This window comes from Variovorax sp. GW531-E2, assembly GCF_059423125.1.
In genome coordinates this window covers 1-25,256 of the sequence record NZ_JBWKXQ010000067.1, presented here as the reverse complement: position 1 = coordinate 25,256, position 25,256 = coordinate 1, and the positions used below count along the sequence as shown (strand labels likewise).

The following is a 25,256-nucleotide window of genomic DNA, read 5'->3' as shown; positions in this document are numbered from 1 at the left end:
GTCCTGAAGGTATATTTTGGAAGCCGTTTGCTTCCCGATTGGAACTTCATGAGAGACCTCGACCTGACCACCCTGCGCCTGTTCGTCGCCGTCTGCGACAGCCGCAGCATCGCGCGCGCGGGCGAGCAGGCCAACATCGTCGGCTCGGCGATCAGCAAGCGCCTGGCCCAGCTCGAAGACACGGTCGGCACGCCGCTGCTGCTGCGCAAGCGCCGCGGCGTCGTGCCCACGCCGGCCGGCGAAACGCTGCTCGAACACGCGCGCGCCATGCTCGGCAGCGCCACCCGCATCGAGCGCGACATGGCCGCCTACGCGGGCGGCGCGCGCGGGCACGTGCGCATCCTGGCGTCGGCCTCGGTCATGGCCGAGTCGCTGGCCGAGGACGTGGCGGGCTTTCTGCAAGACCCGGCGCACCGCAACATCCGCGTCGACATGGAAGAGCGCGTGAGCCCCGAGATCGTGCGCGGCATCCGCGAGGGCATCGCGTCCATCGGCCTGTGCTGGGACGCGGCCGACCTCGACGGCCTGGAGCGGCGCGACTACCGCTCCGACCACCTCGCCATCGTGGCCCACCCGTCGCACCCCGTGGCCCGCCACGACGCGGTGCGCTTCGAGCAGGTGCTCGACCACGAATTCGTCGGCATGCCCGCGCTCAGCGCCGTGCAGCTGATGCTCGCGCGCGAAGCGGCCGTGGCCGGCAAGCCGCTCGTGTACCGCGTGCTGGTGTCCAACTTCGATGCGGCGCTGCGCGTGGTGCGCGCCGGGCTGGCCATCAGCGTGGTGCCGGCGGAGGTCGCCCGGCCGTTCACCGAGGCCTTCGGACTGCGGCTGATGCCACTCACCGACGACTGGGCGCGCCGGCGCTTCGCGATCTGCTTTCGCAGCGAGGCGGCGCTGTCGCCCTCGGCGCAGCTGCTGGTCGCGCACCTCGGGCGCTGCGCCACGGACCGCTCGGAAGCCACCTGATTCGTCCGATATCAGAAACGATTCATTGTGCTGGCGGTGATTTTTGTTTCGTTTCACGCAACCTAACATCCGGTCTGTTCACGCTGTCACCCTCAACTCAACCGACCGAAAGACACCGCCATGTTCCGCAGAACCCTCGTTGCCGCCGCCGCCCTGTCCGCCGCATTCGCCCTCGCGCCGCTCGCCGCCCAGGCCGCCCAGCCGCTCAAGATCGACGTCTACAACCCCGGCACAAAGTCGATGTTCCCCGTGTCGTCGGTGCTGGTCGCCGGCGCCACCGACGCCGTGCTGGTCGACGCCCAGTTCCAGCGCAACGACGCGCAGGCGCTGGTGCAGAAGATCAAGGACAGCGGCAAGAAGCTGACCACGGTCTACATCAGCCACAGCGACCCCGACTACTACTTCGGCCTGGACGTGATCCGCGCCGCCTTCCCCGACGCCAAGATCGTCGCCACGCCGCAGACCGTCGCCGCCATCCAGGCCTCCAAGGACGGCAAGCTCGCGCACTGGGGCCCGATCCTCAAGGACAACGCGCCCCAGGCGCTGGTCGTGCCCGAGCCGCTGGCCGGCGACAGCCTCACGCTCGAAGGCAAGAAGATCCAGGTCGTCGGCCTGGACGGCCCCTCGCCCGCGCGCACGTTCGCGTGGATTCCCTCGCTGAAGGCGGTGGTCGGCGGCATTCCGGTGTCGGCCAACATCCACGTCTGGGTGGCCGACACGCAGACGGTGCAGTCGCGCCGCGACTGGCTCAAGACCCTCGACCGCATCGCCGCGCTGCACCCCAAGACCGTCGTGCCTGGCCATTACCTGCCGAACGCCGATGGCTCGGCGCCCTACACCGTGGCTTCGGTGAAGTTCACGCGCGACTACCTGAAGGCCTTCGAAACCGAAGCAACGAAGGCCAAGGACTCGGCTGCGCTGATCGCCGCCATGAAGCAGCGCTATCCGAAGCTCGAGGACGCCTCGTCGCTCGAACTGGGCGCCAAGGTCATCAAGGGAGAAATGAAGTGGCCCCAGTAACCAACAACAGCGCCACGCTGCACTGCATCTTCGATCCGCTGTGCGGCTGGTGCTACGCCGCCGCGCCGCTGGTCGAGGCCGCGCGCACCGTGCCGGGCCTGCGCGTCGAGCTGCACGCCGGCGGCATGATGACCGGCGCCAACCGCCGCCCCATCACGCCGCAGTGGCGCGACTACGTGATCCCGCACGACCGTCGCATCGCCGAACTCACGGGCCAGCCGTTCGGCGAGGCCTACTTCGAAGGCCTGCTGCGCGACACCGGCGCGGTGATGGACTCCGAACCGCCGATCACCGCCATCCTCGCCGCCGAATCGCTGCGTGCGGGCGGCGGGCTGGACATGGCGCACCGCGTGCAGCAGGCCCACTATGTCGAGGGCCGGCGCATCGCGGAGGCTGGCGTGCTCGCCGAACTGGCGGCCGAACTCGGCTTCAACGCCGACGCTTTCGCTGCGGCCTTCGCGCAGCACACGGGCGACGCCACCGCACGTCACATCGCCGCGAGCCGCGACCTGCTGCAGCGCGCGGGCGGCCAGGGCTTCCCGACCTTCGTGCTGGCGCAGGCCGACGGCAGCGCAGGCCGCATCGACATCGGGCCGTGGCTGGGACGTGCCGACGACTGGAAGGCGCAGCTCGCCACCTTCGTGGCGCCGGCGCCTTCTGCAGCTGCGCCGGAAGCCTGCGGCCCCGACGGCTGCGCGATCTAGCCGCATCGCCGGTCCGGGCCGACGGTGGCCCCGTTCACCACAGAACGGGGCCGATTCGGGTATGCCGCCATCAAATGAGAACTATTCTCGACAATAATTCTCCTGCGATTCGCGCGCCACACCCCAGCCCATGTCCGCCCAACTCTCCTCCAGCCCGCTGCTGAAAGCCTTCCAGGACAGCTACCAGGAACTGGTGCGCTTCATCGCGCGCCGCACCGGCAGCCCGCACGAGGCGCGGGAGCTGGCGCATGACACGTGGGTCCGGCTGGCCGAACGTGCGCAAGCGCGGGACGACACCACCGCCGACCCCGCCCCGCCCGAGGCCGCCGTGCGCGCCTATGTCTACACCGTGGCCGAGAACCTCGCCATCGACCACCTGCGCCGCCGCCAGCGCAGCGCGGAGCGCTTCAGCCCCGCCCCCGTCGACCTCGACACCGGGCTGACGACGGGACACGACCACCACAGCACACGGGACGTGGCCGACGGCGTCGCCCACCGGCAGGCACTCGACGCGGTGGATGCCGCGTTGCGGGCCCTGCCGCCGCGCAGCCGCGACATCTTCCTGGCCGACCGGCTCGACGGCGCCTGCCATGCCGAGCTGGCGCGCCGCCATGGCGTGTCGATCAAGACCGTGGAGCGCGAGGTGATGCGGGCGCTCGACAGCGTCGAGGCCGCGCTGCACCGCTGGCGCGGCGAGGTTGCACCGGCGCGCACCGGGCGCCGCCGCGCGCTGTCGGCCCTGCTCGGCGTGGGCGGCCTCAGCGTCGGCAGTGCCGCGCTCTGGCAGGCCTGGCGCCAGTGGATGCCCGGCTACAACGCCACCCTGGCGACCGCCATCGGTCGCATCCAGGCGCAGGCGCTGCCCGACGGCAGCCGCCTCACGCTCGACGCCGCGAGCCGCGCCGAGGTCCAGTACTTCGCCGCGCGCCGCACCGTGCGGCTGCTGGCCGGCAGCGCCTTCTTCGACGTGGCGCGCGACGAGGCGCGCCCCTTCATCGTCAGCGCCCTGGGCCACGAGATCACGGTGCTGGGCACGCGCTTCGAGGTTGCGCTGCAGGACGGCGGCGTGCGCGTCGCGGTGGAATCGGGCCAGGTGCGGGTGCGCAGCGCGAGCGGCGACGCGCGCGTGCTCGGCGCGGGCGACCGCGCCTTCATCGACACGGCGCTGCAGCTGTCTGCGGCCCAACCGGCCGCGAACGCCGTGAACAGCGCCGTGGCCCCGTGGCGCGACGGCTGGCTCGACTTTCATCACCAGCCGCTCGGCGAGGTGGTGGAGCGTCTGGCGCGCTACAGCCCGCGCCCCCTGCGCGTGGCGCCCGAGGCCGCGCAACTCCCGGTGTTCGGGCGCGTGCGCATCGCCGAGGCGGGCACCTGGCTGCGCCTCCTGCCCAACAGCCTGCCGGTGCGGGTGCGCGAAGACGACGGGGCGGAACGCGCCCTGGTCATCGAACGCCGCCCGATCTCCTGACGCCGGCATCCGCCCGCTTGTCTTGTCTTTCTTGCAATCTGCATGAGGGATTGCGCTCGCTCGGTCGTATCAGTCCATGGAGCCCGGAACAACCGCCCTGCGGACGTCCCGGAATTTTCATGACCCCGACCTGAACCGAGAGAACCGCATGCCCTCCCGCCACCTTCTTCTCCCCGCCGGCCGGCGCCACCTGATCGCGGCGGCCGTGCTGTGCCTGGTCGCTCAAGCCAGCCAGACCGCCTGGGCCCAGAGCGCGACACCGCCCGCCGCCGGCGCAGCCATCGCGTTCTCGATCCCCGCCCAGCCGCTGGACCAGGCACTGAACCAGCTTGCGCGCCAGGCCGGCGTGCAGCTGCTGGCGGCGCCGGGCCTGCTGCAGGGCCTGCAGGGCCGCCCGGTGCAGGCCAGCCTCAGCGTGCAGGCCGCCGCCGCGCAACTGCTCCAGGGCAGCGGGCTGGCCGGCCGCGTAGCGGGCAGCACGCTGGTGATCGAGAAAGCGCCAAGCGCCGCCGGCGCCACCCTGCCGGCCGTGACCGTGAGCGCCACCGCCGAACTCGAAACCAGCCTGGGCCCGGTGCCGGGCTATGTCGCCCGGCGCAGCCAGAGCGCCACCAAGACCGACACGCCGATCCTCGAAGTGCCGCAGTCGATCTCCGTCATCGGCCGCGAAGAACTCGAAGCACGCGGCGTGCAGACCGTGATGGAAGCCGTGCGCTACGCACCGGGCGTGGTCGCCGGCAACTGGGGCTACGACGCACGCGGCATCGACTGGCTGCTGCTGCGCGGCTTCGACGCCACCGCGGGCAACGCCATGTACCGCGACGGCCTGCTGCTGCCCGCCTACTCGCTGACCGAGCCCTACGGCGTCGAGCGCGTCGAGGTGCTGCGCGGCCCGTCGTCGGTGATGTTCGGTCTGGGCGATGCAGGCGGCATCGTCAACCGCGTCAGCAAGATGCCGAGCAGCACGCCCACGCGCGAGATCGAAGTGCAGTACGGCAGCTTCCAGCGCAAGCAGCTGGCCGTGGACCTGGGCGGCGCCCTGAGCGACACGCTGAGCTACCGCCTCGTGGGCGTCGAGCTGGACAGCAACAGCCAGCAGCGTTATCCCAACGGCGCGCCCGCCGAAGTGAAGCGCAGCTACCTCGCGCCTTCGCTGCGCTGGCAACCGTCGGCCGCCACCTCGTTCACCCTGCTCGGCGAATTCCTGAAGAGCGATGCCAGCGACGACACCTTCAACGTGACCGACGCGAAGGGGCGCGACACCGGGCTCATCCAGGGCGAACCGAACTACAGCCGGATCAAGCAGCAGCAATCGTCGCTCGGCTACCTGTTCGAACACCACATCAACGACGACTGGACGGTGCGCCAGAACACGCGCTACTTCAGCTTCGACACCGACAAGCACCACGTGGTCGTCAACCTCGCACCCGACGGCTACACGTTGCGGCGCACCGCGCGCTTCGCCCCCGAATGGGTCAACCAATGGACCGCCGACACGCAGCTGCAGGGCCGCGTGCGCACCGGCGACGTCGAGCACACGCTGCTGTTCGGCGTCGACTGGTCGCGCGTCCGATACACGGCCAAGCAGTTCTCCGGGCCGGCGCCGAGCCTGGACCTGCGCTTTCCCGTCAACGGCCTGCCGGTGGCGGAACCGTTCCGGCCCGACAGCAACTTCACGCAGACCACCGAGCAGCTCGGCGTGTACGCACAGGACCAGATCAAGTTCGGCCCCCACTGGCTGCTCACGCTCGGTGGACGGCAGGACCACGTCAAGTCCGCCACCTACGACCGGCTGAAGGGCGAGCGCACGACACAGACCGACGACAAGTTCAGCGGCCGTGCGGCCCTGAGCTACCTCGTCGGCAACGGCTGGGCACCGTACCTGAGCTACGCCGAATCCTTCATGCCGACCAGCGGCGTCGACCTGAACAGCACGCCGTTCCGGCCGAGCCGTGGCAAGCAGGTGGAGGCCGGCGTCAAGTTCCAGCCCGAGGGCACGCGCGCGCTGTTCACCGCGGCCGTGTTCGACCTGCGCAAATCCAACGTGGTGACCTACGACCAGAACACCTTCGAGGCGCGCCAGATCGGCCGCATCCGCTCGCGCGGGCTCGAAATCGAAGCCAAGGCCGAGCTGGCGCGCGACCTGAACCTCACGGCCTCCTACACCTGGCTCGACACCAAGGTGCGCGAAAGCGCCAACGACACCGAGCGCGGCAAGACACCGATCCAGGTGCCCCGCAACACGGCCTCGCTCTGGCTCGACTACACGATGGGCAACGGCTTCGGCTTCGGCGGCGGCGTGCGCTACATCGGCAAGCGCTGGAACGACGTGGGCAACACCTCGTCCGAAGGCGGCGTCGCGCTGCTCGACGCCACGGTGCACTACAAGCGCGGGCCCTGGCGCTTCGCCTTGAGCGCCACGAACCTGGCCAACCGCCAGTACGCTGCATCGCGCGCGTACAGCAAGTACTACCCCGGCAGCGACCGCGCGGTGGTCGCGAGCGCCAAGTACCAGTTCTGAGGCGCAACGCCTAGGCGACCTTCTCCAGGAACACCAGCCGGATCGGCGCGTCCAGCAGCGCGTCGAACCGCTTTTCGAAGGCCTGGAAATACGGCGTGGCGAAGTGCGCGTCCAGCGCGGCCTGGTCCTGGAACGACTCGCGCATGTAGAAGCTGCCGGGCTCGTCGCGCAGTTCGAACAAGGTGTAGTCGAGGCAGCCGGGCTCTTGCCGTGTGGGCGCCACCAGCGCGCTCAAGGCGTCGCGCAGCGCCTCGCGCTGGCCGGTCTTGGCCTTCAGGACGGCGATGCTGATGAGGGGCGTGGTGCTCATGGGTCGGTGCGTTGTGAAGTTCGGATGCCTGCAGTCTGCGGCGCCCCTCGCACATGAAAAAGCCCCCTCGCCCCGAAACTCCTTCAACCGCTCCTTGAAGATCGCGACCGCTTCAAGCGAGCGCTACCGGCTGCACTGGAAGCTCGCCGCCTGCGACGCATCCCCACTCACATAACGCGGCCACAGCGGCCACTCGCACAGCGGACGCGCGCGGGTCGTCTTGAACGGCGGCTGCACTTCCTGTTCAAGCAATTGCAGCCCGGTCGGCGCACGTCCGCGCTCGACCCAGTCGGCCAGCGCGCCGAGCATGTCGACGTTGGCCGGTGCGCCGCTGCCCACATGGTCGACACCGGGCGCGGTGTACAGGCGCATGAAGCGGTCCACGTTCTCGCGGCCCATGCGTGCCACCACCGACTCGTAGTAGCGGATGCCCGCGAACGGGCTCTGCGCGTAGTCGGCCATGTGCTCCAGCATCAGCAGCTTGCCGCCGCGCGCATGGAAGGCGCTGAGGTCGGGGTTGGTCGAGTCCATCAGCTGCGACACGGTGGCGATGCGCGCGGCGAAGTCTTCGGCGCGGTAGTTGCGCACGTCGAGCGACGGATTGCGCGCGTAGAAATACTGCAGCGCGCCGCTGCCGTAGAACCACGCGATGCCGTTGCTCGGCTGCGGTGGCACGGTCGGCGCGGCGGTGCCCGTCCACCAGGCGTTCCAGCCGCCCATCGACGCAAAGGCCGGCGTGCCTTCACCGCCGATGCCCCAGCCCGGGTACTCGGTGACGCCATGCGCCAGCGGCACGGGCGAGCGCCACGGCGAGCGCAGCGTGCGCACCGCCTGCACCTGCGCGTCGTTGAGGCAGTTGTCGCCGCTCGTGCCCGATGCGCAGCGCAAGGTGGCCGGGTCGAAGCGCTGCAGGCAGGCCACCGGGTTCGACACGATGCGGTCGGCCACGCCGTCCGTCGCGTCGCACGACGCGAGCACCGCGTTGTGCACCAGCTGCACCTGCGCGGGCCGCAGCCAGCCTTCGCCGAAGGTGGCGATGCCGTTGCGCGTGCCCGCATGCTGCAGCCCGGTCCAATTGATCACCGGCACGCGACTGAAGATGCCGTCGAAGTCATGCGGATAACGCTGCGCCATCGTGAGCGCCTCGCGCCCGCCTTCGGAACTGCCCATGAAGTAGAGCTTCTGCGGCGCGTGGCCGTAGGCGCGCTGCGTCAGCGCCACCGCCACGTCGCGCACCTTCTTGTACGAGGCATGCGCGAAGTTCACGAGCGCCTCGTCGTTGAGCGCAAAGGCCTGCGGCGGCTGGCCCTGCACGTTCTGGTGACCGGAGTCGGTGCCGTAGGTCACATAGCCCTGTGCGAGCGGCGTGGGCAGGTCGAAGCGCGCGGCAGGCACCAGCGCCAGGCCGGTGATCAGCGTGCCGTTGAAGCCCCCGCCGCCGTACTGCACGCTGCGCCCGTTCCACGCGAGCGGCAGGTTGACCTGGAACAGGATCGGCGGCGCGCTCGCGTCGAGCGGCGCGATGCGCCCGAGCACCTTGCAGTACGCAGGCATCGCCGGCGTGATGCGCGACGCGGGGCTGGGGCCGCGCTCGGCCACGGCCAATGCCGACGCCGGCACGAGCGCTGCCGAATCGATCGTCGCCGCGCCGCTGGGCAGGCCGATGGCGGCGGCCGCCACCGGCGCGGTGAGCGCCGCACAAGCCTGGGCCGGATCGGCGCCGAGGCCGAGACGCGTGGGGCCGGTCGGGGCCGTGCCGCATGCGGCGAGCAAGGCGGCGGTCGCCAGCATGGCGCCCCCGCAAAACACTGTCTTCGGGGTCGCCATCTGTCTGTCTCCTAATGGTTCGTTATGACTGGCTGGCCGCTACCGCGCCACGCCCAACAGCCGGTCCAGCACCTCCGGCTGCGCGCGCAGCGCCGCCGCGGTGTCGGCGTGCACGATGGTCCCGTGGTCGAGCACCACGGCCTGGTCGGAAATCGCGAGGATCGCCTGCGGGTGCTGCTCCACGATGATCGCGGCCAGCCCTTCGTCACGCGTGATGCGGCGGATGGCGCGCAGCAGCTCTTCCACGATGATCGGCGCCAGGCCTTCGAGCGGCTCGTCGAGCAGCAGCAGCTTCGGGTTGAGCACCAGCGCGCGGCCCACGGCCAGCATCTGCTGCTCGCCGCCCGACAGCTGCGTGCCCAGGTTGGTCTTGCGCTCCGCCAGGCGCGGGAACATCTCGTAGACGCGCTGCGGGTTCCACTGGCCGGGCCGCTCCACCGCCGTGAGGTTCTCGTGCACCGTGAGCGACTTGAAGATGTTGCGCTCCTGCGGCACCCAGCCGATGCCGGCCGCCGCGCGCTGGTGCGGCTGCAGCTTGTGCAGCGCCGCCTGCCCGCCGAGCGCGATGGTGCCGCCGTGCTGGCGCGTGGCGCCGGCCAGCGTGTTGATGAGCGTGGTCTTGCCGGTGCCGTTGCGGCCCAGCAGCGCAAGCGTCTGGCCCTCGCCGAGCGTGAAGGCCACGTCGTGCAGCACCACGGCCTCGCCGTAGCCGGCGCTCAGGTTCTCGATGCGCAGCAGTTCAGACATGGGCATGTTCTCCGTGGCCCAGGTAGACCTCTTTGACCTTCGGGTCGTTGGCGATCGTCTCGGGGTCGCCTTCGGTCAGCAGCGCGCCGTTGACCAGCACGGTCATGCGGTCGGCGAAGCTGAACACCAGGTCCATGTCGTGCTCGATGAGCAGCACCGACACGTCGGCCGGCAGCGCGGCCACGGTCTGCAGCAGCTCTTCGCGCTCGCCGGCGGGCACGCCCGCCACGGGCTCGTCGAGCAGCAGCACGCGCGGCTCGCAAGCCAGCGCAATGGCGATCTCCAGCAGGCGGCGCTTGCCGTAGGCCATGAATTTCGTCTGCTGCTGCGCAACGTCGGCAAGGTGGAACTGCTCCAGCAGTTGCCCGGCCCGCTCGGCGATGCGCTTGTCCGCGCCCAGCGGGCGCCACCACTGCGCGCCGATGCCCTTGTGCTGCGACACCACGAGCGCCAGCGTTTCCAGCGGCGTCATCGAGTCGAAGAGCTGGTTGATCTGGAAGGTGCGCACCAGCCCACGCGCCACGCGCTTGTGCGGCGCGAGCGTGGTGATGTCTTCGCCGAGCAGCGAGATGCGACCTTCGGTGGGCGTGAGCACGCCCGTCAGCAGGTTGATCAGCGTGGTCTTGCCGGCGCCGTTCGGGCCGATGAGCGCATGGCGCGCGCCGCGCTTCAGTTCCATCGTGACGTTGTTCGTGGCGGTGATGCCGCCGAAGCGCATCACGAGGCCTTGCGTCGAGAGCACGGTGTCGGTCATGCCGCACCGCCCTTCTTCTTCGCGGTGCCGAACCAGGTCCACGGCTTGAGCAACCGGTCGCGTCCCACGAGCACCAGCAGCACGAGGATGAGGCCGATCCAGAACATCCAGTACTGCGGCGTCACCGACGACAGCCAGGTCTGCAGCAGCTTGAAGACGATGGCGCCCGCCACGCCACCGTACAGCCAGCCCACGCCGCCGATGACCAGCATCAGCAGCACGTCGGCCGAGCGGTCGAAGGCCAGCACGTCGAGCGAGGCGAAGCCGGTGGTCTGCGCCAGCAGCGCGCCCGCGGCGCCCGCGATGCCGGCGGCCACGGTGTAGACCACGGCGAGCCGCGACACCACCGGGATGCCGATGGCCATGGCGCGCAGCCGGTTGTCGCGGATGGCCTTGAGCGTGGCGCCGAAGGGCGAATGCACGATGCGGCGCATCACGAGGAACAGCACGAGCATCACGGCCAGCGAGTACCAGGCGGCCGTGCGGCCATACAGGTCGAATTCGAAGAGGCCGAGCACCGGCCCCATCACCACGCCCTGCAGGCCGTCGGCGCCGCCGGTGAGCCAGTCGAGCTTGTTGGCGAGTTCGAGCAGCAGCAGCGCGGTGCCCAGCGTGACCATGAGCCGCGTGAGGTCGCTGCCGCGCAAGATCGTCACGCTGGCCACGAGGCCCAGCACGGCCGACAGCACGGTGGCGAACACGAGGCCGACGGTCGGGTCGGGCATGACGAGCTTGGCGAACAGCGCGGCGGCGTACGCGCCGAAGCCGAAGAAGGCGGCGTGGCCGAGCGACACGATGCCGGTGTAGCCAAGGATGAGGTCGAGCGACATCGCGAACAGCGCGACGATGGCGATCTCGTTGACCAGCAGCGAGTGCGAGGGCATGGCCAGCGGCAGCGCGAAGGCCACGGCCCAGACCACGAACTCCCAGGGGCGCCAGCGCGCGGTGCGCAGCAGGGCCGATTCATAGGCAGGCGCGCTCATGTCAGCGGCCTCCCTTGCGCGTGAACAGGCCCTGGGGCCGCCACATGAGGATCAGGATCATGAGCAGGTAGACGGTGAACGCGCCCATCTTCGGAATGAAGTACTTGCCGGCCACGTCGGCAATGCCGAGCAGCAGCGCGGCGGCGAGCGGCCCGGTGATCGACGAGGTGCCGCCGACCGAGACGACGATGAGGAAATAGATCATGTACTTGAGCGGGAAGGTCGGGTCGAGCCCGAGGATTTCCGCGCCCAGCGCGCCGCCCAGCCCGGCCAGGCCCGAGCCCACGGCGAAGGTCAGCAGGAACACGATGTTGACGTTGATGCCCAGGCCGGCCGCCACGCGCGGGTCGTCGACGGCGGCGCGCAGGCGGCTGCCGAAGCGCGTCTTCGAGAGGATGAGCTGCAGCACCACGGTGAGCACGGCGCACACGGCGATGATGAAGATGCGGTAGTGGCCCATGCCCAGCAGGAACGCGCCGTCGCCGAATTCGCTGCGCCCGCGCAGCCATTCGGGCAGTTGCAGGTTCTGCTGCGACGAGCCGACGAAGTAGTCGACGGCCGCGACGGCCATGAACGCCAGCCCGATGGAGAACAGCACCTGGTCCAGGTGCGGCTTGCCGTACATCGGCCGGTAGAGCGTGCGCTCCAGCAGCGCGCCGGCCAGCGCGACGACGATGAACGCGAGCGGCAGGCAGGCCAGGAACGGCACGCCGAACTTCTGCATCGCGAACACGGTGAGGTAGCCGCCCGCCATGGCGAAGGCACCGTGCGCGAGGTTGATGAAGTTCATCAACCCGAGCGTCACGGCCAGCCCCACGGCGAGGACGAAGAGCAGCATGCCGTAGGCGATGCCGTCGAAAAGAATGGTCAGCATGTCGGTTGTCTGGGTCTGGTGCGGTCGTTCAGGATGCTGCTATTCGGGATGCGTGCACAGGCCACCGGGTACTTCCCTCCGCGAATGTCCCCCGGGGCTTCGCCCCTCCTCCTTGATTTCGCTGCGGGAAGCACCCAGTGTCCTGAGCACGATGGGCGCGGTCGTTGTGCGGGCCGATCAACATGTGCTCTGAACACGCTCACGTCGATGGGGTGCCTTGCGCAGCGAAATCAAGGAGGAGGCCGAAGGCCGGGGGACATTCGCGGAGCAAGGCACCCCGTCGGCGGGAGCGACGCCCTGAACGGCAGCGCCCCCACACGACGAATCGCCGAGAAATTACTTGGCCTTGCCCGGGTCCTTCACGCCCTTCAGCACGTCGAACTCGACGTTGTAGAGCTGCCCGTCCTTCTTTTCAACCTTGCGCAGGTACACGTCCTGCACGATGTCGCGCGTCTGCGCATCGATCAGCACCTGGCCGCGCGGGCTTTCGAAGACCTGGCCCTTCATGGCTGCCAGCAGCGCTTCGCCGCCGCCTTGGCCCTTGGTGGTCTTGAGCGCTTCGTAGATCACGCGCATGCCGTCATAGCCGCCCACGGCCATGAAGTTGGGGCGCATCTTGGGGTTGGCTTTCTGGAAGGCCTCGACGAACTTCTTGTTCAGCGCCGAGGGGTGCGCGGCCGAGTAGTGGTGCGAGGTGACCACGCCCAGCGCGCCGTCGCCCATGTCGTTCAGTTGATCGTCATCCGTCACGTCGCCGGTGGCGATCATCTTGATGCCGGCCTTGTCCATGCCGCGCTCCAGGAACTGCTTCATCACCGCCGCGCCCGCGCCCGAGGGCACGAAGACGAACAGCGCGTCGGGCTTGGCGTCGCGCACCTTCTGCAGGAACGGCGCGAAGTCGGGGTTGCGCAGCGGCACGCGCAGCTTCTCGAGCACCTTGCCGCCGTTGAGCTGGAAGCGGTCGCTGAAGAACTTCTCGGCGTCGTTGCCCGGGCCGTAGTCGGTGACCAGCGTGACCACCGACTTCACGCCGTTCTTGGGCGCCCAGTCGCCCATCACCACCGACACCTGCGGCAGCGTGAAGCTGCTGCGCACGATGTAGGGCGAGGCCTCGGTGATGCTCGAGGTGGCGGCGGCCATCACGACCTGCGGCGTCTTCGATTGCGTGGCCAGCGGCGCGGCGGCCAGCGCGGCCGGCGTGATGCCGAAGCCGGCGATCACGTTCACCTTGTCGTTGACGATGAGCTCCTGCGCCAGGCGCTTGGTCACGTCGGGCAGGCCGGTGTCGTCCTTCACGATCAGCTCGACCTTCTTGCCGGCCACGGTGTCGCCGTTCTGTGCCATGTACAGGCGCGCGGCGGCCTCGATCTGGCGGCCGGTGGAGGCCGACTGCCCCGTCATCGGCAGGATCAGGCCGATCTTGAACTTGTTGTCCTGGGCGCTGGCCACAGGCAGCGACAGCGCGGTGGCGAGCGCAATCGCCGAAAGGCCGGCGGTCTGGATGAGATGGCGTCTTTGCATGGAATTTTTCCTTTGAGGGACGGAACGCGAAACCGGGCGTATTTTGAACAATTCGCAACAATTGACGGAGCAGGCAACCACCTACCCACCCGCCGCACGGGTCTTTGTTGCGCGATCAGTCGAATGGTTGCGCGATGATCGCGCAACCGATGTTTTCAACAGTCCGGGCGGTACGCGGAATCGAGCGTGAGCGTACCCACGGCGCGTGACACGCAGGCGCAGATGCGCGTGGTCGCCTGCTTCTCGTGCGGGCTCAGGAACACGTCGCGGTGGTCGACCTCGCCGTCCACGGCCAGCACGTCCATGGCGCACAGGCCGCACTCGCCGCGCTTGCAGTCCGACAGGGTCTGCACGCCGGCCGCATCGAGCGCGTCGAGCAGGGTGCAGTCGGCCGGCACGGTGATCGACAGGTCGTGGCGCGGAATGCGCACGGTGAAGGCCTGCGTGGCAAGCCGGCCGCTGCTGCCGAAGGTTTCGAAGCGCAGGTCGGCGAGCGGCCGGCCCGCTGCGGCCCAGGCGCGCTTGACGGCTTCGAGCATCGGCACCGGGCCGCAGGTGTAGAGCTGGCCGCCGGGCGGCAGCGCGGCGATGGCGGCGTCGAAGTCGATGGGCGCGGCGCCTTCGTGCGCCTGCACGCCGGCCTCGCCCAGCGCGTCGCGCAGGGTGTCGAGGTAGCCGAACTCGCCCGCATGGCGCGCGCCGTACAGCATGGCCACCGGCACGCCGCGGCGTCGGGCCAGCGCGCCCAGGCGCTGCGCCATCAGCACCAGCGGCGTGATGCCGATGCCGCCGGCCACCAGCAGGTAGCCGGGCGCCGCGAGGTCGAGCGGAAAGTGGTTCTGCGGCGCGCTCACCTGCAGCCGGTCGCCCTCGGCCAGCCGCCACATCGCGCGCGAGCCGCCCCGGCCGTCGTCCAGCCGCTTGACGGCAATGCGCCAGCAGCTGCCGTCGCCCTCGCCCACCAGCGAGTAGGAGCGCGTCTGCACGCGGCCCTGCTCGGTCATCACCTGCACCTGCAGGTGGGCGCCGGGCTCATGCGCGGCAACGAAATCGGTGTCGGGGCGCAGCGTGAACTCGCGCACGGTGGGCGTGACGTCGCGCAGCGCCACCACCTGCGCCTGCATCCATTGAAGATCGCTTTTCATCGGGGAACACCAGCGGGGAAAGAGAAGAAAAAGAAGTCGTCGATCAGCCGCGGCGGCGGATCAGTTGCACGCCCGGCAGCGGACGCTGTTCGGCGCTCGGCGTGCCATGCAGCGCCTCGCGCAGGTTGCGCCGCGCGATGCGGCTGTGCTCGCGCATCAGCGCCTCGGCGCGCGAGCCTTCGCCGGACTCGATGGCGTCGAGCACCTGCAGGTGCTGGTCCTGCGCGATCACGAGCATGTCGCGCGCGGCCGGCGAATTGGCCTGCACGATGACGAAGCCCGAGGGCGAGGCGAACGGCAGGTTGACCACGCGTTCGAGCTGCTGCGCGATGACGGGGCTGCCCGCCATCTCGCACAGCAGCGCGTGGAATTTCTCGTTGTGCGTCACGTAGCGCGAGAAGGCCGCGTCGTCGAGCGCGGGCTCGCGCAGCAGCTCGTCGATGCGCGTGAGGCAGGCGCGCGCCTCGCGCAGCACCACGGGCGCCGCGCCGCGCTCGGCCGCCAGCCGCGCCACGAGGCCTTCGAGCGTGCCGCGCAGTTCGATGGCGTCGGCCACGTCGCGTTCGGAAAAGGTGCGCACCGCATAGCCGCCGTTGGGCAGCGCTTCGAGCAGGCCTTCCTGTTCGAGTCGCATGAGCGCGCTGCGCACCGGCGTGCGCGACACGCCGAGCTGTTCGGAAATGGCGACCTCGGCAATGCGCGCGCCGCCGGGCAGCTCGCCCGCGAGGATCATTTCGCGCAGCCGCAGCTGCGCCTTCACGGCCTGCGAACTGCCGCTGTCGCCGGGCTCGGCGGGAGAGACCGTGGCGACCTTCATCACGCGGCCTGGCTCTCTGGGGCGGGACGGATCGGGATCGCGGCGCGCGCGGGCCGCTCCTTCTCGATCATGCGGTCGATGAGGCGGCGCGCCCACATCGAGCCGGCGTCGATGTTGAGGTTGTAGAACTGGTGGTCGGGGTGCTCGTCGATGGCTTTCTGCTGCGCCTCGAGCACGATCTCGTCCTCGCGGAAGATGCCCGAAACGCCCTCGCGCAGCTCGTGCGTGAGGCGCTGCTCGCCCAGGCAGTAGTTGCGCGCGAAGGCCCAGAAGTACAGACAGGTCTTGTCGGTCTCGGGCGTGATGGTGTTGAGCACGTAGCCGTTGACGCCCTTGCTGCGGTCGCCGGGGTTGTCGTTCGACGGCACCGCGCCGCTGCCCGCCTCGGCCACGCCGACGTCGATGTTCACCGTGCACGGGCCTTCGAAACGGATGATCTGCCAGCGGTCGACCTTGCCCGTATAGCCGCGCGCGTGGCGGATCTGGTTGCCCCAGAACGGCGGCGCGTCGATGTTCTCCATCCAGCGCGTGACGGTGGCCGAGCGGTCGCCGTGCGTGGCCACGAAGGGGGCCTCGGCCACCTCGCGGTTGCCGATGGAGGAGCCATGCACGAAGGTCTCGTGCGTGAGGTCCATGAGGTTGTCGACCACGAGGCGGTAGTCGCAGTGGACGCGGATCATCTTGCCGTCGCCGGCCCAGGCCGGGTCGTCGTTCCAGTGCATGTCGGGCACCAGCGCCGGGTCGGCCTTGGCCGGGTCGCCGGGCCAGATCCACACGAAGCGGTGCTTCTCGACCACCGGAAAGCTGCGCACGCAGGCCGAAGGGTTGAGCGTTTCCTGGCTCGGCATGTGGGTGCAGCGGCCCTGGCTGTTGTAGACCAGGCCGTGGTAGCCGCAGACCAGCTCGTCGCCCTCGAGGCGGCCCAGCGACAGCGGCATCAGCCGGTGCCAGCAGGCGTCTTCGAGCGCGGCCACCTGGCCGTCGGTGCGGCGAAACAGCACCACTTTCTGGTTGCAGATGGTGCGTGGCAGCAGCGCGTGACGCACTTCGACGTCGTAGGCGGCGGCATACCAGGCGTTGAGCGGAAAGGCGGTCGTGGGCGTCTTCATGAATACGCAATGTATACAGAACAGCGAGGAATTCCAGCGTATGACCCCTTATTCAAGGGTAAATACTGAGTTCAACGTATACAAACAATCTTCACGCGAAGGCGATAGGATTCCGCTCGTTCACAGTCACGACGGAGTTCATTCCATGTCCCAGCATGCCGCCCTGCCCGCCCGCTACGACCACGTGGGCAGCTTCCTGCGCCCCCAGTACCTGCTCGAAGCACGCGAACAGAAAGCCAAGGGCCAGATCACGCCCGAGCAACTGCGCGAGGTCGAAGACAAGGCCATCACCGAGATCGTCCGCTTCCAGGAAGACATCGGGCTCAAAAGCATCACCGACGGCGAGTTCCGCCGCACCTACTTCCACATCGACTTCCTCGACCAGCTCGGCGGCGTGAAGACCGACATTCCGGTCACCATCCGCCGCCCCGACGGCACCGAGGAACTGGCGCCGCCCGCGATGCGCGTGCTCGACAAGGTGCGCCACGTGAAGGACATCCAGCTCGCCGACTTCCAGTACCTCAAGAGCCAGGTCTCGGCCGGCCGCACGCCGAAGGTGACGATCCCCTCGCCGACGATGCTGCACTTCCGCGGCGGTCGCGCCGGCATCAGCAAAGAGGCGTACCCCGAGCTCGACCCGACCTTCTACGACGACGTGGCCAAGGCCTACGGCGACGAGCTGCGCTCGCTGGCCGCGGCCGGCTGCACCTACGTGCAGATGGACGACACCAACCTCGCCTACCTGTGCGACGAGCACATGCGCGAAGCCGCCCGCAAGCGCGGTGACGACCCGAACGAGCTGCCCCACCGCTACGCGGCCTTCATCAACAAGGTGGTGGCGCAGAAGCCGCCGGGCATGCTGTTGGCCATGCACCTGTGCCGCGGCAACTTCAAGAGCACGCACGCCGCGGCTGGCAACTACGAGCCCGTGGCCGAGGCGCTGCTGAAGGAGATGGACCTCGACGCCTACTTCATGGAATACGACGACGCCCGCTCAGGCGACTTCAAGCCGCTGCGCTACCTGCCCAAGGGCAAGACCGTGGTGCTCGGCCTCGTGACCACGAAGTTCGGCGAGATGGAAGACAAGGACGAGCTCAAGCGCCGCATCGAGGACGCCAGCAAGTACGCCTCGCTCGACCAGCTCGCGCTGTCGCCGCAGTGCGGCTTCTCCAGCACGGTGCACGGCAACAACATCGCGGTCGAAGCGCAGCGCAACAAGCTGCGGCTCGTGGTCGAGACGGCGCAGGAGGTCTGGGGCTCGACCTGACGCGCGCTTTCTGTTGAAGTCGGGGGCATGACGACGACGCAGATTTACTCCGGCCCCCTCAGCATGTTCGGCGCGAAGGTGCAGATCGCCGCGTACGAAAAAGGCATCACTTTCGAGCTCACCATGGTGCCGTTCACCACCGACGACGCCTACGAGCCCAAGCACCCCGAGGTGCTGCGCGTGAACCCGGTGAAGCAGCAGGTGCCGGTGCTGGTCGACGACGAGGTGGCGTTGTTCGATTCGACGCAGATCTTCGAGTACCTCGAAGGCCGCTATCCGCAGCCCGCGCTGTGGCCCGAAGGCATCGCCGACCGGGCCCGCGCGCGGCAGCTGGAGCAGAAGTCGGACGAGGTGTTCTTCCCCAACGTCATCAAGCTCTTCGGCTTGCAGGACGCCATGCAGAGCGCGCCGGCCGTGGCCGCATGCGCCGGCTGCGCGCGCTTCTACGAAGAGATGGAGGGCCTGCTCGCCACGCGCGAATACCTGGCCGGCCCCTACTCCTTCGCCGACATCGCCTTCTACATGGCGCATGTGTTCGCCGACCGCAAGGGCGCCGGCATGACCGAGGCTACGCCGCGCCTCGTGGCCTGGCGCGAGCGCGTGGGCGCGCGGCCCGCGGTGCGCACGGTGGTCGATCCGATGATGCGGTTCCTGGCTTCGCAAGGGCGCGGCGTGCCGGCCTTCCTGCAGCGCTGAGCGGGCACCGAGGCATCACCCGCCCATGCCGGACACCCTCTTCGACTGGCTGCCCTCCCCTTCGCAGCATTTTCTTGTCGTCACTTTCGCGTTGCTGGTCTATGTGCTGACCACGCGCACGCGCCGCGAGCAGCGCGCCCCCACCACCGCCATCGCGTGGGTCATGGGGCTGGTGCTCATGCCGTACGTGATCCTGCCGATGTACCTGCTGTTCGGCCAGCGCAAGCTGCGCCCGGCCGGCGCGCCCCGGCCGCCGCGTTCGCTGCCGCCGGGCCACTGGGCGGCCGACCTGATCGAGAGCTTCGGCCTGGCGCCGCCCGGGCGCTGCGCGATCCGCATGCACGCCGACGGCGAGGCCGCGCGCGAGGCGCTGTTCGAGGTGATCGACGGTGCGAGCCAGCGCCTGGACGTGTGCACCTTCATCATCGGCGACGACGCGCTCGGCCACGCCGTGCTGGCGCGGCTCGCGCAGCGCGCGCGCGAGGGCGTCAAGGTGCGCGTGCTACTCGACGGCTTCGGTGCGCTCTCGCTGCCGCGCCATCACTTCGACCGGCTGCGCGCGGCCGGCGGCGAGGTAGCGGTGTTCCGCCCCTTCTTCAGCCTGCGCCGCATCGGGCCGCGCAACCTGCGCAACCACCGCAAGCTCACCATCGCCGACGACCGCTGGCTGTGGTCGGGCGGGCGCAACCTCGCGGGCGAGTACTTCTCCGGCAACGACAAGCACCCCGAAGCCTGGCACGACCTGTCCTTCGACCTGCAGGGCAGCGTGGCCGCCGCCGCCGCGCGCCAGTTCGACCACGACTGGAGCTCGGTGCGCGGGCGCAAGGCGCGCGCCATCACCGCCGCCGACGTGCCCGCGGGCCCCGGCTGCGCGATGGCCCAGTTCCTGCCGAGCGGCCCCGACCAGACCGAGGACACGGCGCATGCGCTGCTCATCGACGCCTGCTTTCGCGCCGAGCACCGCATCCTCGCGATCACGCCCTACTTCGTGCCCGGCGACGGCCTGCGCGATGCGCTGCGCCTCGCCGCGCGGCGCGGCGTGCAGGTGACCATCGCGATGCCCGCGCAGTCGAACCACCGGCTGGCCGACTTCGTGCGCGCACGCGCCATGCGCGACCTGGCGCGCGCGGGCGTGAGCTTTCGCATGCTGCCCTTCATGGCCCACGCCAAGGCCGTGGTGGTCGACGACGAACTGGCGATGTGCGGCTCGATCAACCTCGACCTGCGCAGCCTGCTGCTGAACCACGAGGCGGCGGTAGTGTTCTACGGCCACGACGACATCGAATGGCTGGCCGAATGGATCGAGACCACGGCCTCGGCCGGCGAGCCCTACCGCGCGCGGCGCCCGGGGCTGCTGCGCGACGTGGCCGAAGGGCTGCTGCTGACCGTCGCCTTCCAGCTGTAGGCGGGCGGTGCGTCGCCCAAGATGCACGAATGCAACACAATTGCAACCAATTGAACATTCGCACTAGAATTGCCACCGGTTCCGGTGGATGACCGTTCTTCCGGGGCCCCCTGCATTGCGGGGCAGCCCGCTCCGGCCCGGCCTCATGGGGCCCACCGAAGCGCCATTCGTACCGCCGTTGTCGTGAGAAAGTGCCCAAATAACAGGCACCACTACAGCGAGGCAAGTTCCCTTCCTACGAGCCCAGAAATTAAGATAAAGGTTCACTGATTGTTGCCACATCGTGGGGAGGAATGAGCGGTCCGCCCGCCCTCTGCACTGAATGAGCAACCAGTAGTCCCCCCGCACTTCAGAAGCATCGGCGTCCGTCAGGGCGTATCGCCTTCGGCGACCTCGATGCGATGCAGGAGCGTGACCGGCAAAGGCGGTCGCGGCGGGGTTTGAGCGCTGGGCGCCGGGCGACACCTTCGCGCGGCCCCAAGCGATCCCCTTTGTTGTCGATCACTGCCGGATTCCCCTGAGCACGGGGAGAAAAATCGATGCCTTTCATTGATTCGCTGCTGGCGCTCGCGCGCCGGCTGGGCGCAGCCTTGCCTGTCGTTTGGGCCCTGCTGCTGCCGTTGTCCGCCGCCCCGACCTGGGCGGCCCTGAACGAAGTCGGCCGCGCCACGCCGAGCGTGCACCGCCTGCGCTTCTTCATCGACCCGCAACTGGCGGCCGACATCGGCGCGCCCGAGGCCGGCCGCCGGCTCGCGCAGTACGTGGCCGACCTCAACACCGTATTCCAGCGCGAGACCGTGCGCAGCTTCACCTTCGACCCCGCGAAAGACCTGCAGGTCGTCGCGCCCGGCGCGGCGCCGCCCTGCGGCTTCAGCGGTGTGGCCGGCGGCGAGATCGTGCTGTGCGTCGGCCCCTCGAAGCGCGGCTACAGCCACGGCGGCCTGACCACCAGCACCACCTTCCCGCCCACCGGCGTGACGTGGAACCTGAACTGGACCGCCATCCACGACCCGCTGCGCCTGTCGCGCGCCATCACGCCGGCCGCGCCCGAGTCCACCGAGAAGGACTACCTCGGGCGCCAGCTCAAGACCCTGCTGCACGAGCTGGAGCACGTGTTCGGCGCCGGCTCGGGCGAGTACTACAACGCCATCGCCGTCGCCGACACCACCGAGACCGCGCCCGCCAGCGACCTCGCCCTCGTGAAGCACACCGACCGCTACTGGTGGACGCGCCAGCACTGGCGCCTCGACCCGCTGCTGGGCACCGTGTTCGAGCAGCGCTACGACCCGGCCGCCAACCGCGTCGCCACGCTCGGCCTGATCCGCTTCACCGAAGGCACCAAGGCGCAGATCAACACCGACTGGCGCGACTGGCCCAAGCTCGGCAGCTCGAAGTTCATGGCCGCGACCACCACCACCCAGGTGCGCGTGACCGAGCGCGAGAGCGGCGCCGCGCTGGCCGGCGCGCCGGTGTCGGTGTGGCGCGACCCGGGCGCCGGCAAGCCGCTGGAGCCGATCGCGCAGGGCAGCACCAACGCCGAAGGCCGCTTTGTCTTCGACTGGCGCTGCGGCTTCAGCTGCTTCGCCGTCGGCAAGACCACCTTGCTCGTGAAGGCGCAGGCCCCGGGCCGCGCACCGGGCGCGACCTGGTTCACCATCTTCGACGCCTTCGAGCAGAAGGCGGTGCAGGGGCAGGCGGCCTTCACCATCGACCTGCCGCTGGGCGTGCCCGACAGCCAGAAGCCGGCCGTGTCCCTGGCCGCGCCGGCGATGGCGACCGTGGGCCAACCCGTGGCGCTGGCGCCCGTGGCGGTCGACAACGTCGGCGTCTTCGGCGTGAAGGTGATCGGCACCGACAGCCTGCCGATCTGCACCTTCACCGCCCCGCCCTACACCTGCCACTGGACGCCGACCGCGCCGGGCGTGCAGATCGTCCGCGTGATCGCCATCGATGCGGCGGGCAATGCCGAGGTCGCGTCGGCGCAGGTGATCGTGCGCGCGCCCGCCGACACCACCACTCCGACCGTCACGCTGAACGCGCCGCCGATGGCCTCGTCGGCCGCCGGCCTGCCGGTGCGGCTGTCGGGCAGCGCGACCGACGATGTCGGCGTGGCCGAACTGGCCTTCATCGTCGACGGCAAGACCGTCTGCGCGCTGCGCGCCGCGCCCTACGCCTGCAGCTGGACGCCCGCGCGCGCCGGCCTGGCGAACATCGAGCTGCGCGCCACCGATGCGGCGGGCAACGTCGCCACCACCTCGGCCACCGCGCGCGTCGGCGCGGAACTGCGGCCCGAAGACCTGTAAGGGGTAGCGCTCGTCAACGCCGGTTCGTGAAGCTGGCGTTGCCCAGCCCCGTGCCGATGGTCAGCACGCCCCAGTGGCGCACGTCGCGCATGAAGGGCAGCTCGCTCAGGCCCTGCACCACCGCGTCGTTGTGCATGAGCACCAGCGTCGCGCCCGAGCCGATGATCGGCAGCCGCCGCCACAGCGCGGCCGGCAGGTGGAAGGCCCGGCTCTCCCAGTCGCCCGGCAGGTTCTGCGCGCCGCGCGCGATCGAGCCGTCGGAGCGGATCAACCCCGGGCAGCCGATGCCGATGAAGGGCGCGAGCCGGATCTTGCGGCGCTCGGCGTAGACGACCATGTCCTCGAGCATGTCGGCGATGCGCTCGACCATGTGGCTGCGGTTCGGGCCGTCGTCGGCGTGGCGCCACTTTTCTCGCTTGACCACTTTCGCGCGCGAGAAGTCCGGCGCCTTGCGGTGGCGCGTCTTCACGATGCCGCAGCGCACGTTGGTGCCGCCGATGTCCACGGCCAAGATGGCGTCGTGCCCCTTCAGCAGCGGCGGCGGCGTCAGGTGCGCCCAGCCGATCAGCCCGCCGTCGTCCACGTTGTGCGACAGCCGGCCCAGCTGCACGTGCACGCCCAGGTCTTCGAGCATCGCGCCCGCCTCCAGGATCGCGCGCTCGCCCACGTCGCTCTCGGGAAAGCCGCCGCCGACCACGATGCGCTGCACCTTGCGCCACGAGGGCTGGCGCACGAAGCGCTGGACCACGAAGGCCAGCTCTTGCGCGAACTCCTCGATGGCGCCGTGCATCACGTCCCCGGCGGCCGTGGCGGTCTTTCCCTGCAGCGCGCGGTCGAGCTGCTTCTTGCTCAGGTCGCGCGAATGGGCCGCGCCCAGCGGGTCGCGGCCGGTCTTGCGGCGCCGCTTGCGCCAGCGCTCGAGCAGTTCGCGAAACGCCGTCTGGCTGGCTTGGTCGCCGACGAAGCCGTCCTTGTCGCGCAGCTGCAGGCTGTAGCCGTCCACGCGCAAGCCGGGCAGCTCACGCAGGCCGTGGATGTCGGGACCGGGGGGCGCGTGCCTGGTTTTTTTCATGACGGCCACTATGGGCCGCTGCGCGGCCGTGGCGCATCGGCTTCGCGCACCACGGCGTGTAGGAGACGGACGGGTACGGCGGGCGCGGCGATGCCGATACACTGATCCGGATGCACCTGCCTCGCAGCTTCTGGCACCCCGCCCTGTGGCTTTTCGCGATGCTCTGGCTGGCCGCCGCCGCCCCCCGCGCGCAGGCCGCCGACGAGACGCTGCGCGTCGGCTCCAAGCGCTTCACCGAGTCGTACATCCTGGCCGAGGTGCTGGCGCAGACCGCCGCGCCGCACACCGCCTCGCCGCCCGTCGTGCGGCAGGGGCTGGGCAACACGGCCATCGTCTACGAAGCGCTGCGCTCCGGCGCCATCGACCTGTACGCCGAATACACCGGCACCATCGCACTCGAGATCCTCAAGGGCTCGCCCGCCGACACGCGCGAGGCCATGAACGCCGCGCTCGCGCCGCTCGGGCTGGGCGTGGCGATTCCGCTGGGCTTCAACGACGGCTACGCGCTGGCCGTGCGCGCCGCCGATGCCGACAAGCTCGGGCTGCGCACGCTGAGCGACCTGGCCAAACACCCCGAACTGCGCATCGGGCTGTCGAACGAATTCATCGGCCGCGCCGACGGCTGGAAGGGCCTGGCTGCGCGCTACGGCTTCACGCAGACGCCGACCGGGCTCGACCACGGCCTGGCCTACGAAGCGATGACGGCCAAACAGATCGACGCCATCGACATCTACACCACCGACGCCAAGATCGACCACCTCGGCCTGCGCGTGCTCGTGGACGACAAGCAGTACTTTCCGCGCTACGACGCGGTGGTGCTCTACAAGCTCGACCTGCCTGCGCGGCTGCCGAAGGCGTGGGCTGCGTTGCAGGCGCTCGAAGGCAAGATCGACGAGCACGCCATGATCGCGATGAACGCGCGCGCAGAACTGCAGGGCGTGCGCTTCGACACGATCGCGCGCGACTTCCTGGCCGGCGCCACCAAAGACGGAAAGACGCCACCGAGCGCCGCGCGCGGCTTCACGGCCAAGCTCTTCGGGCCCGACCTCTGGCCGCTCGCGCGCCAGCACCTGCTGCTGGTGGCGGTGTCGGTCGGCGTGGCCATCCTCATCGGCGTGCCGCTCGCGATCCTCGTGTTTCCGCACCTGCGGCTGCGCGCCGTGGTGCTGGGCTTTGCGAGCGTGATGCAGACGGTGCCGTCGCTGGCGCTGCTCGCGGTGCTGATCTCCTTGTTGGGCGCCATTGGCGCCCTGCCCGCGCTCATCGCGCTCACGCTGTATTCGCTGCTGCCGATCATGCGCAACACCGTGACCGGGCTGGCCGAAGTGCCGAATGGACTTCGGCTGGCCGGCACCGCGCTGGGCATGACGCCGCCGCAGAGCCTTCAGCTGGTGCTTCTTCCTCTCGCGTTGCCCACGCTACTGGCGGGCGTTCGCACCGCGACAGCCATTGCCATCGGCACGGCCACCATCGCTGCTTTCATCGGCGCGGGTGGTTTCGGTGAGCGCATCGTGACGGGACTCGCGCTCAACGACCGCGAGCTGTTGATGGCCGGAGCGCTGCCGGCTGCTGCCATGGCGCTGATCAGCGAAGGCATCTTCGAGCTGATCGAGTTCCTGATGCGTCGCAGCCGCAGGGCGCCATTGGCCTGAGCTGTTTCGGGGCGACGCTCCCGCCGACGCGGTGCCTTGCTCCGCGAATGTCCCCCGGGCTTCGCCCTCCTCCTTGATTTCGCTGCGCAAGGCAC

General features: G+C 69.6%; 20 protein-coding genes and 1 pseudogene. 10 read left to right on the top strand and 11 right to left on the bottom strand.

Annotated features, from left to right (window positions below; genetic code table 11):
• Positions 1-48 precede the first annotated feature (48 nt).
• The 5 genes and pseudogenes from AC07XP_RS27420 to AC07XP_RS27400 all read left to right on the top strand — a co-directional run bounded on the left by AC07XP_RS27420 (position 49) and on the right by AC07XP_RS27400 (position 6,679).
• The gene (locus AC07XP_RS27420) at positions 49-966 is read left to right on the top strand and encodes a LysR family transcriptional regulator (RefSeq protein WP_495266451.1); all 918 of its coding nucleotides are present in this window, start codon (positions 49-51) and stop codon (positions 964-966) included.
• Positions 967-1,086: 120 nt separating this feature from the next.
• A pseudogene (locus tag AC07XP_RS27415) lies at positions 1,087-1,980 on the top strand (MBL fold metallo-hydrolase); the annotation flags it as partial.
• Entirely contained in the window at positions 1,974-2,690 is a 717-nt protein-coding gene (locus tag AC07XP_RS27410) for a DsbA family protein (protein WP_495266450.1), read from the top strand. The pseudogene AC07XP_RS27415 and the gene AC07XP_RS27410, both read left to right, overlap by 7 nt.
• 130 nt (positions 2,691-2,820) lie before the next feature.
• The gene (locus tag AC07XP_RS27405; protein ID WP_495266449.1) at positions 2,821-4,158 is read left to right on the top strand and encodes a sigma-70 family RNA polymerase sigma factor; all 1,338 of its coding nucleotides are present in this window, start codon (positions 2,821-2,823) and stop codon (positions 4,156-4,158) included.
• Between the two features lie 148 nt (positions 4,159-4,306).
• Entirely contained in the window at positions 4,307-6,679 is a 2,373-nt protein-coding gene (locus AC07XP_RS27400) for a TonB-dependent siderophore receptor (RefSeq protein WP_495266448.1), read from the top strand.
• 10 nt (positions 6,680-6,689) lie between these two features.
• Here the strand turns inward: AC07XP_RS27400 and AC07XP_RS27395 are convergent, their stop codons facing one another.
• The 10 genes from AC07XP_RS27395 to AC07XP_RS27350 form a co-directional block, all read right to left on the bottom strand.
• Positions 6,690-6,989: a putative quinol monooxygenase gene (locus tag AC07XP_RS27395; RefSeq protein WP_070059654.1), complete on the bottom strand. Its 300-nt coding sequence runs from the start codon at positions 6,987-6,989 to the stop codon at positions 6,690-6,692.
• Positions 6,990-7,112: 123 nt separating this feature from the next.
• Positions 7,113-8,780 (bottom strand): tannase/feruloyl esterase family alpha/beta hydrolase, encoded by a 1,668-nt coding sequence (locus tag AC07XP_RS27390; protein WP_495266447.1) that lies wholly within the window; start codon positions 8,778-8,780, stop codon positions 7,113-7,115.
• A 75-nt stretch (positions 8,781-8,855) separates the two neighbouring features.
• Positions 8,856-9,563, bottom strand: a complete 708-nt coding sequence (locus AC07XP_RS27385) for an ABC transporter ATP-binding protein (protein WP_095744599.1) — start codon at positions 9,561-9,563, stop codon at positions 8,856-8,858.
• Positions 9,556-10,317, bottom strand: coding sequence for an ABC transporter ATP-binding protein (locus AC07XP_RS27380; protein WP_492732525.1), 762 nt, complete (start codon positions 10,315-10,317; stop codon positions 9,556-9,558). Before AC07XP_RS27380 ends, AC07XP_RS27385 begins: the two co-directional genes overlap by 8 nt.
• On the bottom strand, positions 10,314-11,300 hold the full coding sequence (locus AC07XP_RS27375) for a branched-chain amino acid ABC transporter permease (RefSeq protein ID WP_369644033.1): 987 nt from the start codon (positions 11,298-11,300) through the stop codon (positions 10,314-10,316). Before AC07XP_RS27375 ends, AC07XP_RS27380 begins: the two co-directional genes overlap by 4 nt.
• Before the next feature lies 1 nt (position 11,301).
• Positions 11,302-12,174, bottom strand: coding sequence for a branched-chain amino acid ABC transporter permease (locus AC07XP_RS27370; RefSeq protein ID WP_056582994.1), 873 nt, complete (start codon positions 12,172-12,174; stop codon positions 11,302-11,304).
• A 336-nt stretch (positions 12,175-12,510) separates the two neighbouring features.
• Positions 12,511-13,695 (bottom strand): ABC transporter substrate-binding protein, encoded by a 1,185-nt coding sequence (locus AC07XP_RS27365; protein ID WP_062470617.1) that lies wholly within the window; start codon positions 13,693-13,695, stop codon positions 12,511-12,513.
• Positions 13,696-13,850: 155 nt separating this feature from the next.
• Positions 13,851-14,840 carry a PDR/VanB family oxidoreductase gene (locus AC07XP_RS27360; protein ID WP_495266446.1) on the bottom strand — a complete coding sequence of 330 codons (990 nt, stop codon included), beginning with the start codon at positions 14,838-14,840 and terminating at the stop codon, positions 13,851-13,853.
• A gap of 43 nt (positions 14,841-14,883) precedes the next feature.
• On the bottom strand, positions 14,884-15,657 hold the full coding sequence (locus AC07XP_RS27355; RefSeq protein ID WP_062470623.1) for a GntR family transcriptional regulator: 774 nt from the start codon (positions 15,655-15,657) through the stop codon (positions 14,884-14,886).
• The gene (locus tag AC07XP_RS27350; RefSeq protein WP_495266445.1) at positions 15,657-16,766 is read right to left on the bottom strand and encodes an aromatic ring-hydroxylating dioxygenase subunit alpha; all 1,110 of its coding nucleotides are present in this window, start codon (positions 16,764-16,766) and stop codon (positions 15,657-15,659) included. The genes AC07XP_RS27355 and AC07XP_RS27350 overlap by 1 nt, the downstream gene beginning before the upstream one ends.
• Before the next feature lie 145 nt (positions 16,767-16,911).
• On the opposite strand from AC07XP_RS27350, the gene AC07XP_RS27345 reads away from it, so the two are divergent.
• The 4 genes from AC07XP_RS27345 (at position 16,912) to AC07XP_RS27330 (ending at position 22,437) form a co-directional block, all read left to right on the top strand.
• On the top strand, positions 16,912-18,033 hold the full coding sequence (locus AC07XP_RS27345; protein ID WP_495266444.1) for a 5-methyltetrahydropteroyltriglutamate--homocysteine S-methyltransferase: 1,122 nt from the start codon (positions 16,912-16,914) through the stop codon (positions 18,031-18,033).
• Positions 18,034-18,060: 27 nt separating this feature from the next.
• Positions 18,061-18,729: a glutathione S-transferase family protein gene (locus AC07XP_RS27340; protein ID WP_495266443.1), complete on the top strand. Its 669-nt coding sequence runs from the start codon at positions 18,061-18,063 to the stop codon at positions 18,727-18,729.
• Between the two features lie 25 nt (positions 18,730-18,754).
• Positions 18,755-20,134, top strand: a complete 1,380-nt coding sequence (locus AC07XP_RS27335) for a phospholipase D-like domain-containing protein (RefSeq protein ID WP_495266442.1) — start codon at positions 18,755-18,757, stop codon at positions 20,132-20,134.
• Between the two features lie 539 nt (positions 20,135-20,673).
• A complete protein-coding gene (locus tag AC07XP_RS27330; protein ID WP_495266441.1) occupies positions 20,674-22,437 on the top strand; it encodes an Ig-like domain-containing protein in 1,764 nt (587 codons plus the stop codon).
• Positions 22,438-22,450: 13 nt separating this feature from the next.
• Here the strand turns inward: AC07XP_RS27330 and AC07XP_RS27325 are convergent, their stop codons facing one another.
• Positions 22,451-23,509, bottom strand: coding sequence for an ROK family protein (locus AC07XP_RS27325; RefSeq protein ID WP_495266440.1), 1,059 nt, complete (start codon positions 23,507-23,509; stop codon positions 22,451-22,453).
• 110 nt (positions 23,510-23,619) lie between these two features.
• On the opposite strand from AC07XP_RS27325, the gene AC07XP_RS27320 reads away from it, so the two are divergent.
• Positions 23,620-25,161 carry a glycine betaine ABC transporter substrate-binding protein gene (locus tag AC07XP_RS27320; RefSeq protein WP_495266439.1) on the top strand — a complete coding sequence of 514 codons (1,542 nt, stop codon included), beginning with the start codon at positions 23,620-23,622 and terminating at the stop codon, positions 25,159-25,161.
• The last annotated feature ends 95 nt before the right edge of the window (positions 25,162-25,256 follow it).

What these genes read in the sequence shown, in the direction of transcription:
- AC07XP_RS27420 (WP_495266451.1), top strand. Translation starts at nt 49, where the DNA reads ATGAGAGACCTCGACCTGACCACCCTGCGCCTGTTCGTCGCCGTCTGC.
- AC07XP_RS27405 (WP_495266449.1), top strand. Translation starts at nt 2,821, where the DNA reads ATGTCCGCCCAACTCTCCTCCAGCCCGCTGCTGAAAGCCTTCCAGGAC.
- AC07XP_RS27400 (WP_495266448.1), top strand. Translation starts at nt 4,307, where the DNA reads ATGCCCTCCCGCCACCTTCTTCTCCCCGCCGGCCGGCGCCACCTGATC.
- AC07XP_RS27395 (WP_070059654.1), bottom strand. Translation starts at nt 6,989, where the DNA reads ATGAGCACCACGCCCCTCATCAGCATCGCCGTCCTGAAGGCCAAGACC.
- AC07XP_RS27390 (WP_495266447.1), bottom strand. Translation starts at nt 8,780, where the DNA reads ATGCTGGCGACCGCCGCCTTGCTCGCCGCATGCGGCACGGCCCCGACC.
- AC07XP_RS27385 (WP_095744599.1), bottom strand. Translation starts at nt 9,563, where the DNA reads ATGTCTGAACTGCTGCGCATCGAGAACCTGAGCGCCGGCTACGGCGAG.
- AC07XP_RS27380 (WP_492732525.1), bottom strand. Translation starts at nt 10,317, where the DNA reads ATGACCGACACCGTGCTCTCGACGCAAGGCCTCGTGATGCGCTTCGGC.
- AC07XP_RS27375 (WP_369644033.1), bottom strand. Translation starts at nt 11,300, where the DNA reads ATGAGCGCGCCTGCCTATGAATCGGCCCTGCTGCGCACCGCGCGCTGG.
- AC07XP_RS27370 (WP_056582994.1), bottom strand. Translation starts at nt 12,174, where the DNA reads ATGCTGACCATTCTTTTCGACGGCATCGCCTACGGCATGCTGCTCTTC.
- AC07XP_RS27365 (WP_062470617.1), bottom strand. Translation starts at nt 13,695, where the DNA reads ATGCAAAGACGCCATCTCATCCAGACCGCCGGCCTTTCGGCGATTGCG.
- AC07XP_RS27360 (WP_495266446.1), bottom strand. Translation starts at nt 14,840, where the DNA reads ATGAAAAGCGATCTTCAATGGATGCAGGCGCAGGTGGTGGCGCTGCGC.
- AC07XP_RS27355 (WP_062470623.1), bottom strand. Translation starts at nt 15,657, where the DNA reads ATGAAGGTCGCCACGGTCTCTCCCGCCGAGCCCGGCGACAGCGGCAGT.
- AC07XP_RS27350 (WP_495266445.1), bottom strand. Translation starts at nt 16,766, where the DNA reads ATGAAGACGCCCACGACCGCCTTTCCGCTCAACGCCTGGTATGCCGCC.
- AC07XP_RS27345 (WP_495266444.1), top strand. Translation starts at nt 16,912, where the DNA reads ATGTCCCAGCATGCCGCCCTGCCCGCCCGCTACGACCACGTGGGCAGC.
- AC07XP_RS27340 (WP_495266443.1), top strand. Translation starts at nt 18,061, where the DNA reads ATGACGACGACGCAGATTTACTCCGGCCCCCTCAGCATGTTCGGCGCG.
- AC07XP_RS27335 (WP_495266442.1), top strand. Translation starts at nt 18,755, where the DNA reads ATGCCGGACACCCTCTTCGACTGGCTGCCCTCCCCTTCGCAGCATTTT.
- AC07XP_RS27330 (WP_495266441.1), top strand. Translation starts at nt 20,674, where the DNA reads ATGCCTTTCATTGATTCGCTGCTGGCGCTCGCGCGCCGGCTGGGCGCA.
- AC07XP_RS27325 (WP_495266440.1), bottom strand. Translation starts at nt 23,509, where the DNA reads ATGAAAAAAACCAGGCACGCGCCCCCCGGTCCCGACATCCACGGCCTG.
- AC07XP_RS27320 (WP_495266439.1), top strand. Translation starts at nt 23,620, where the DNA reads ATGCACCTGCCTCGCAGCTTCTGGCACCCCGCCCTGTGGCTTTTCGCG.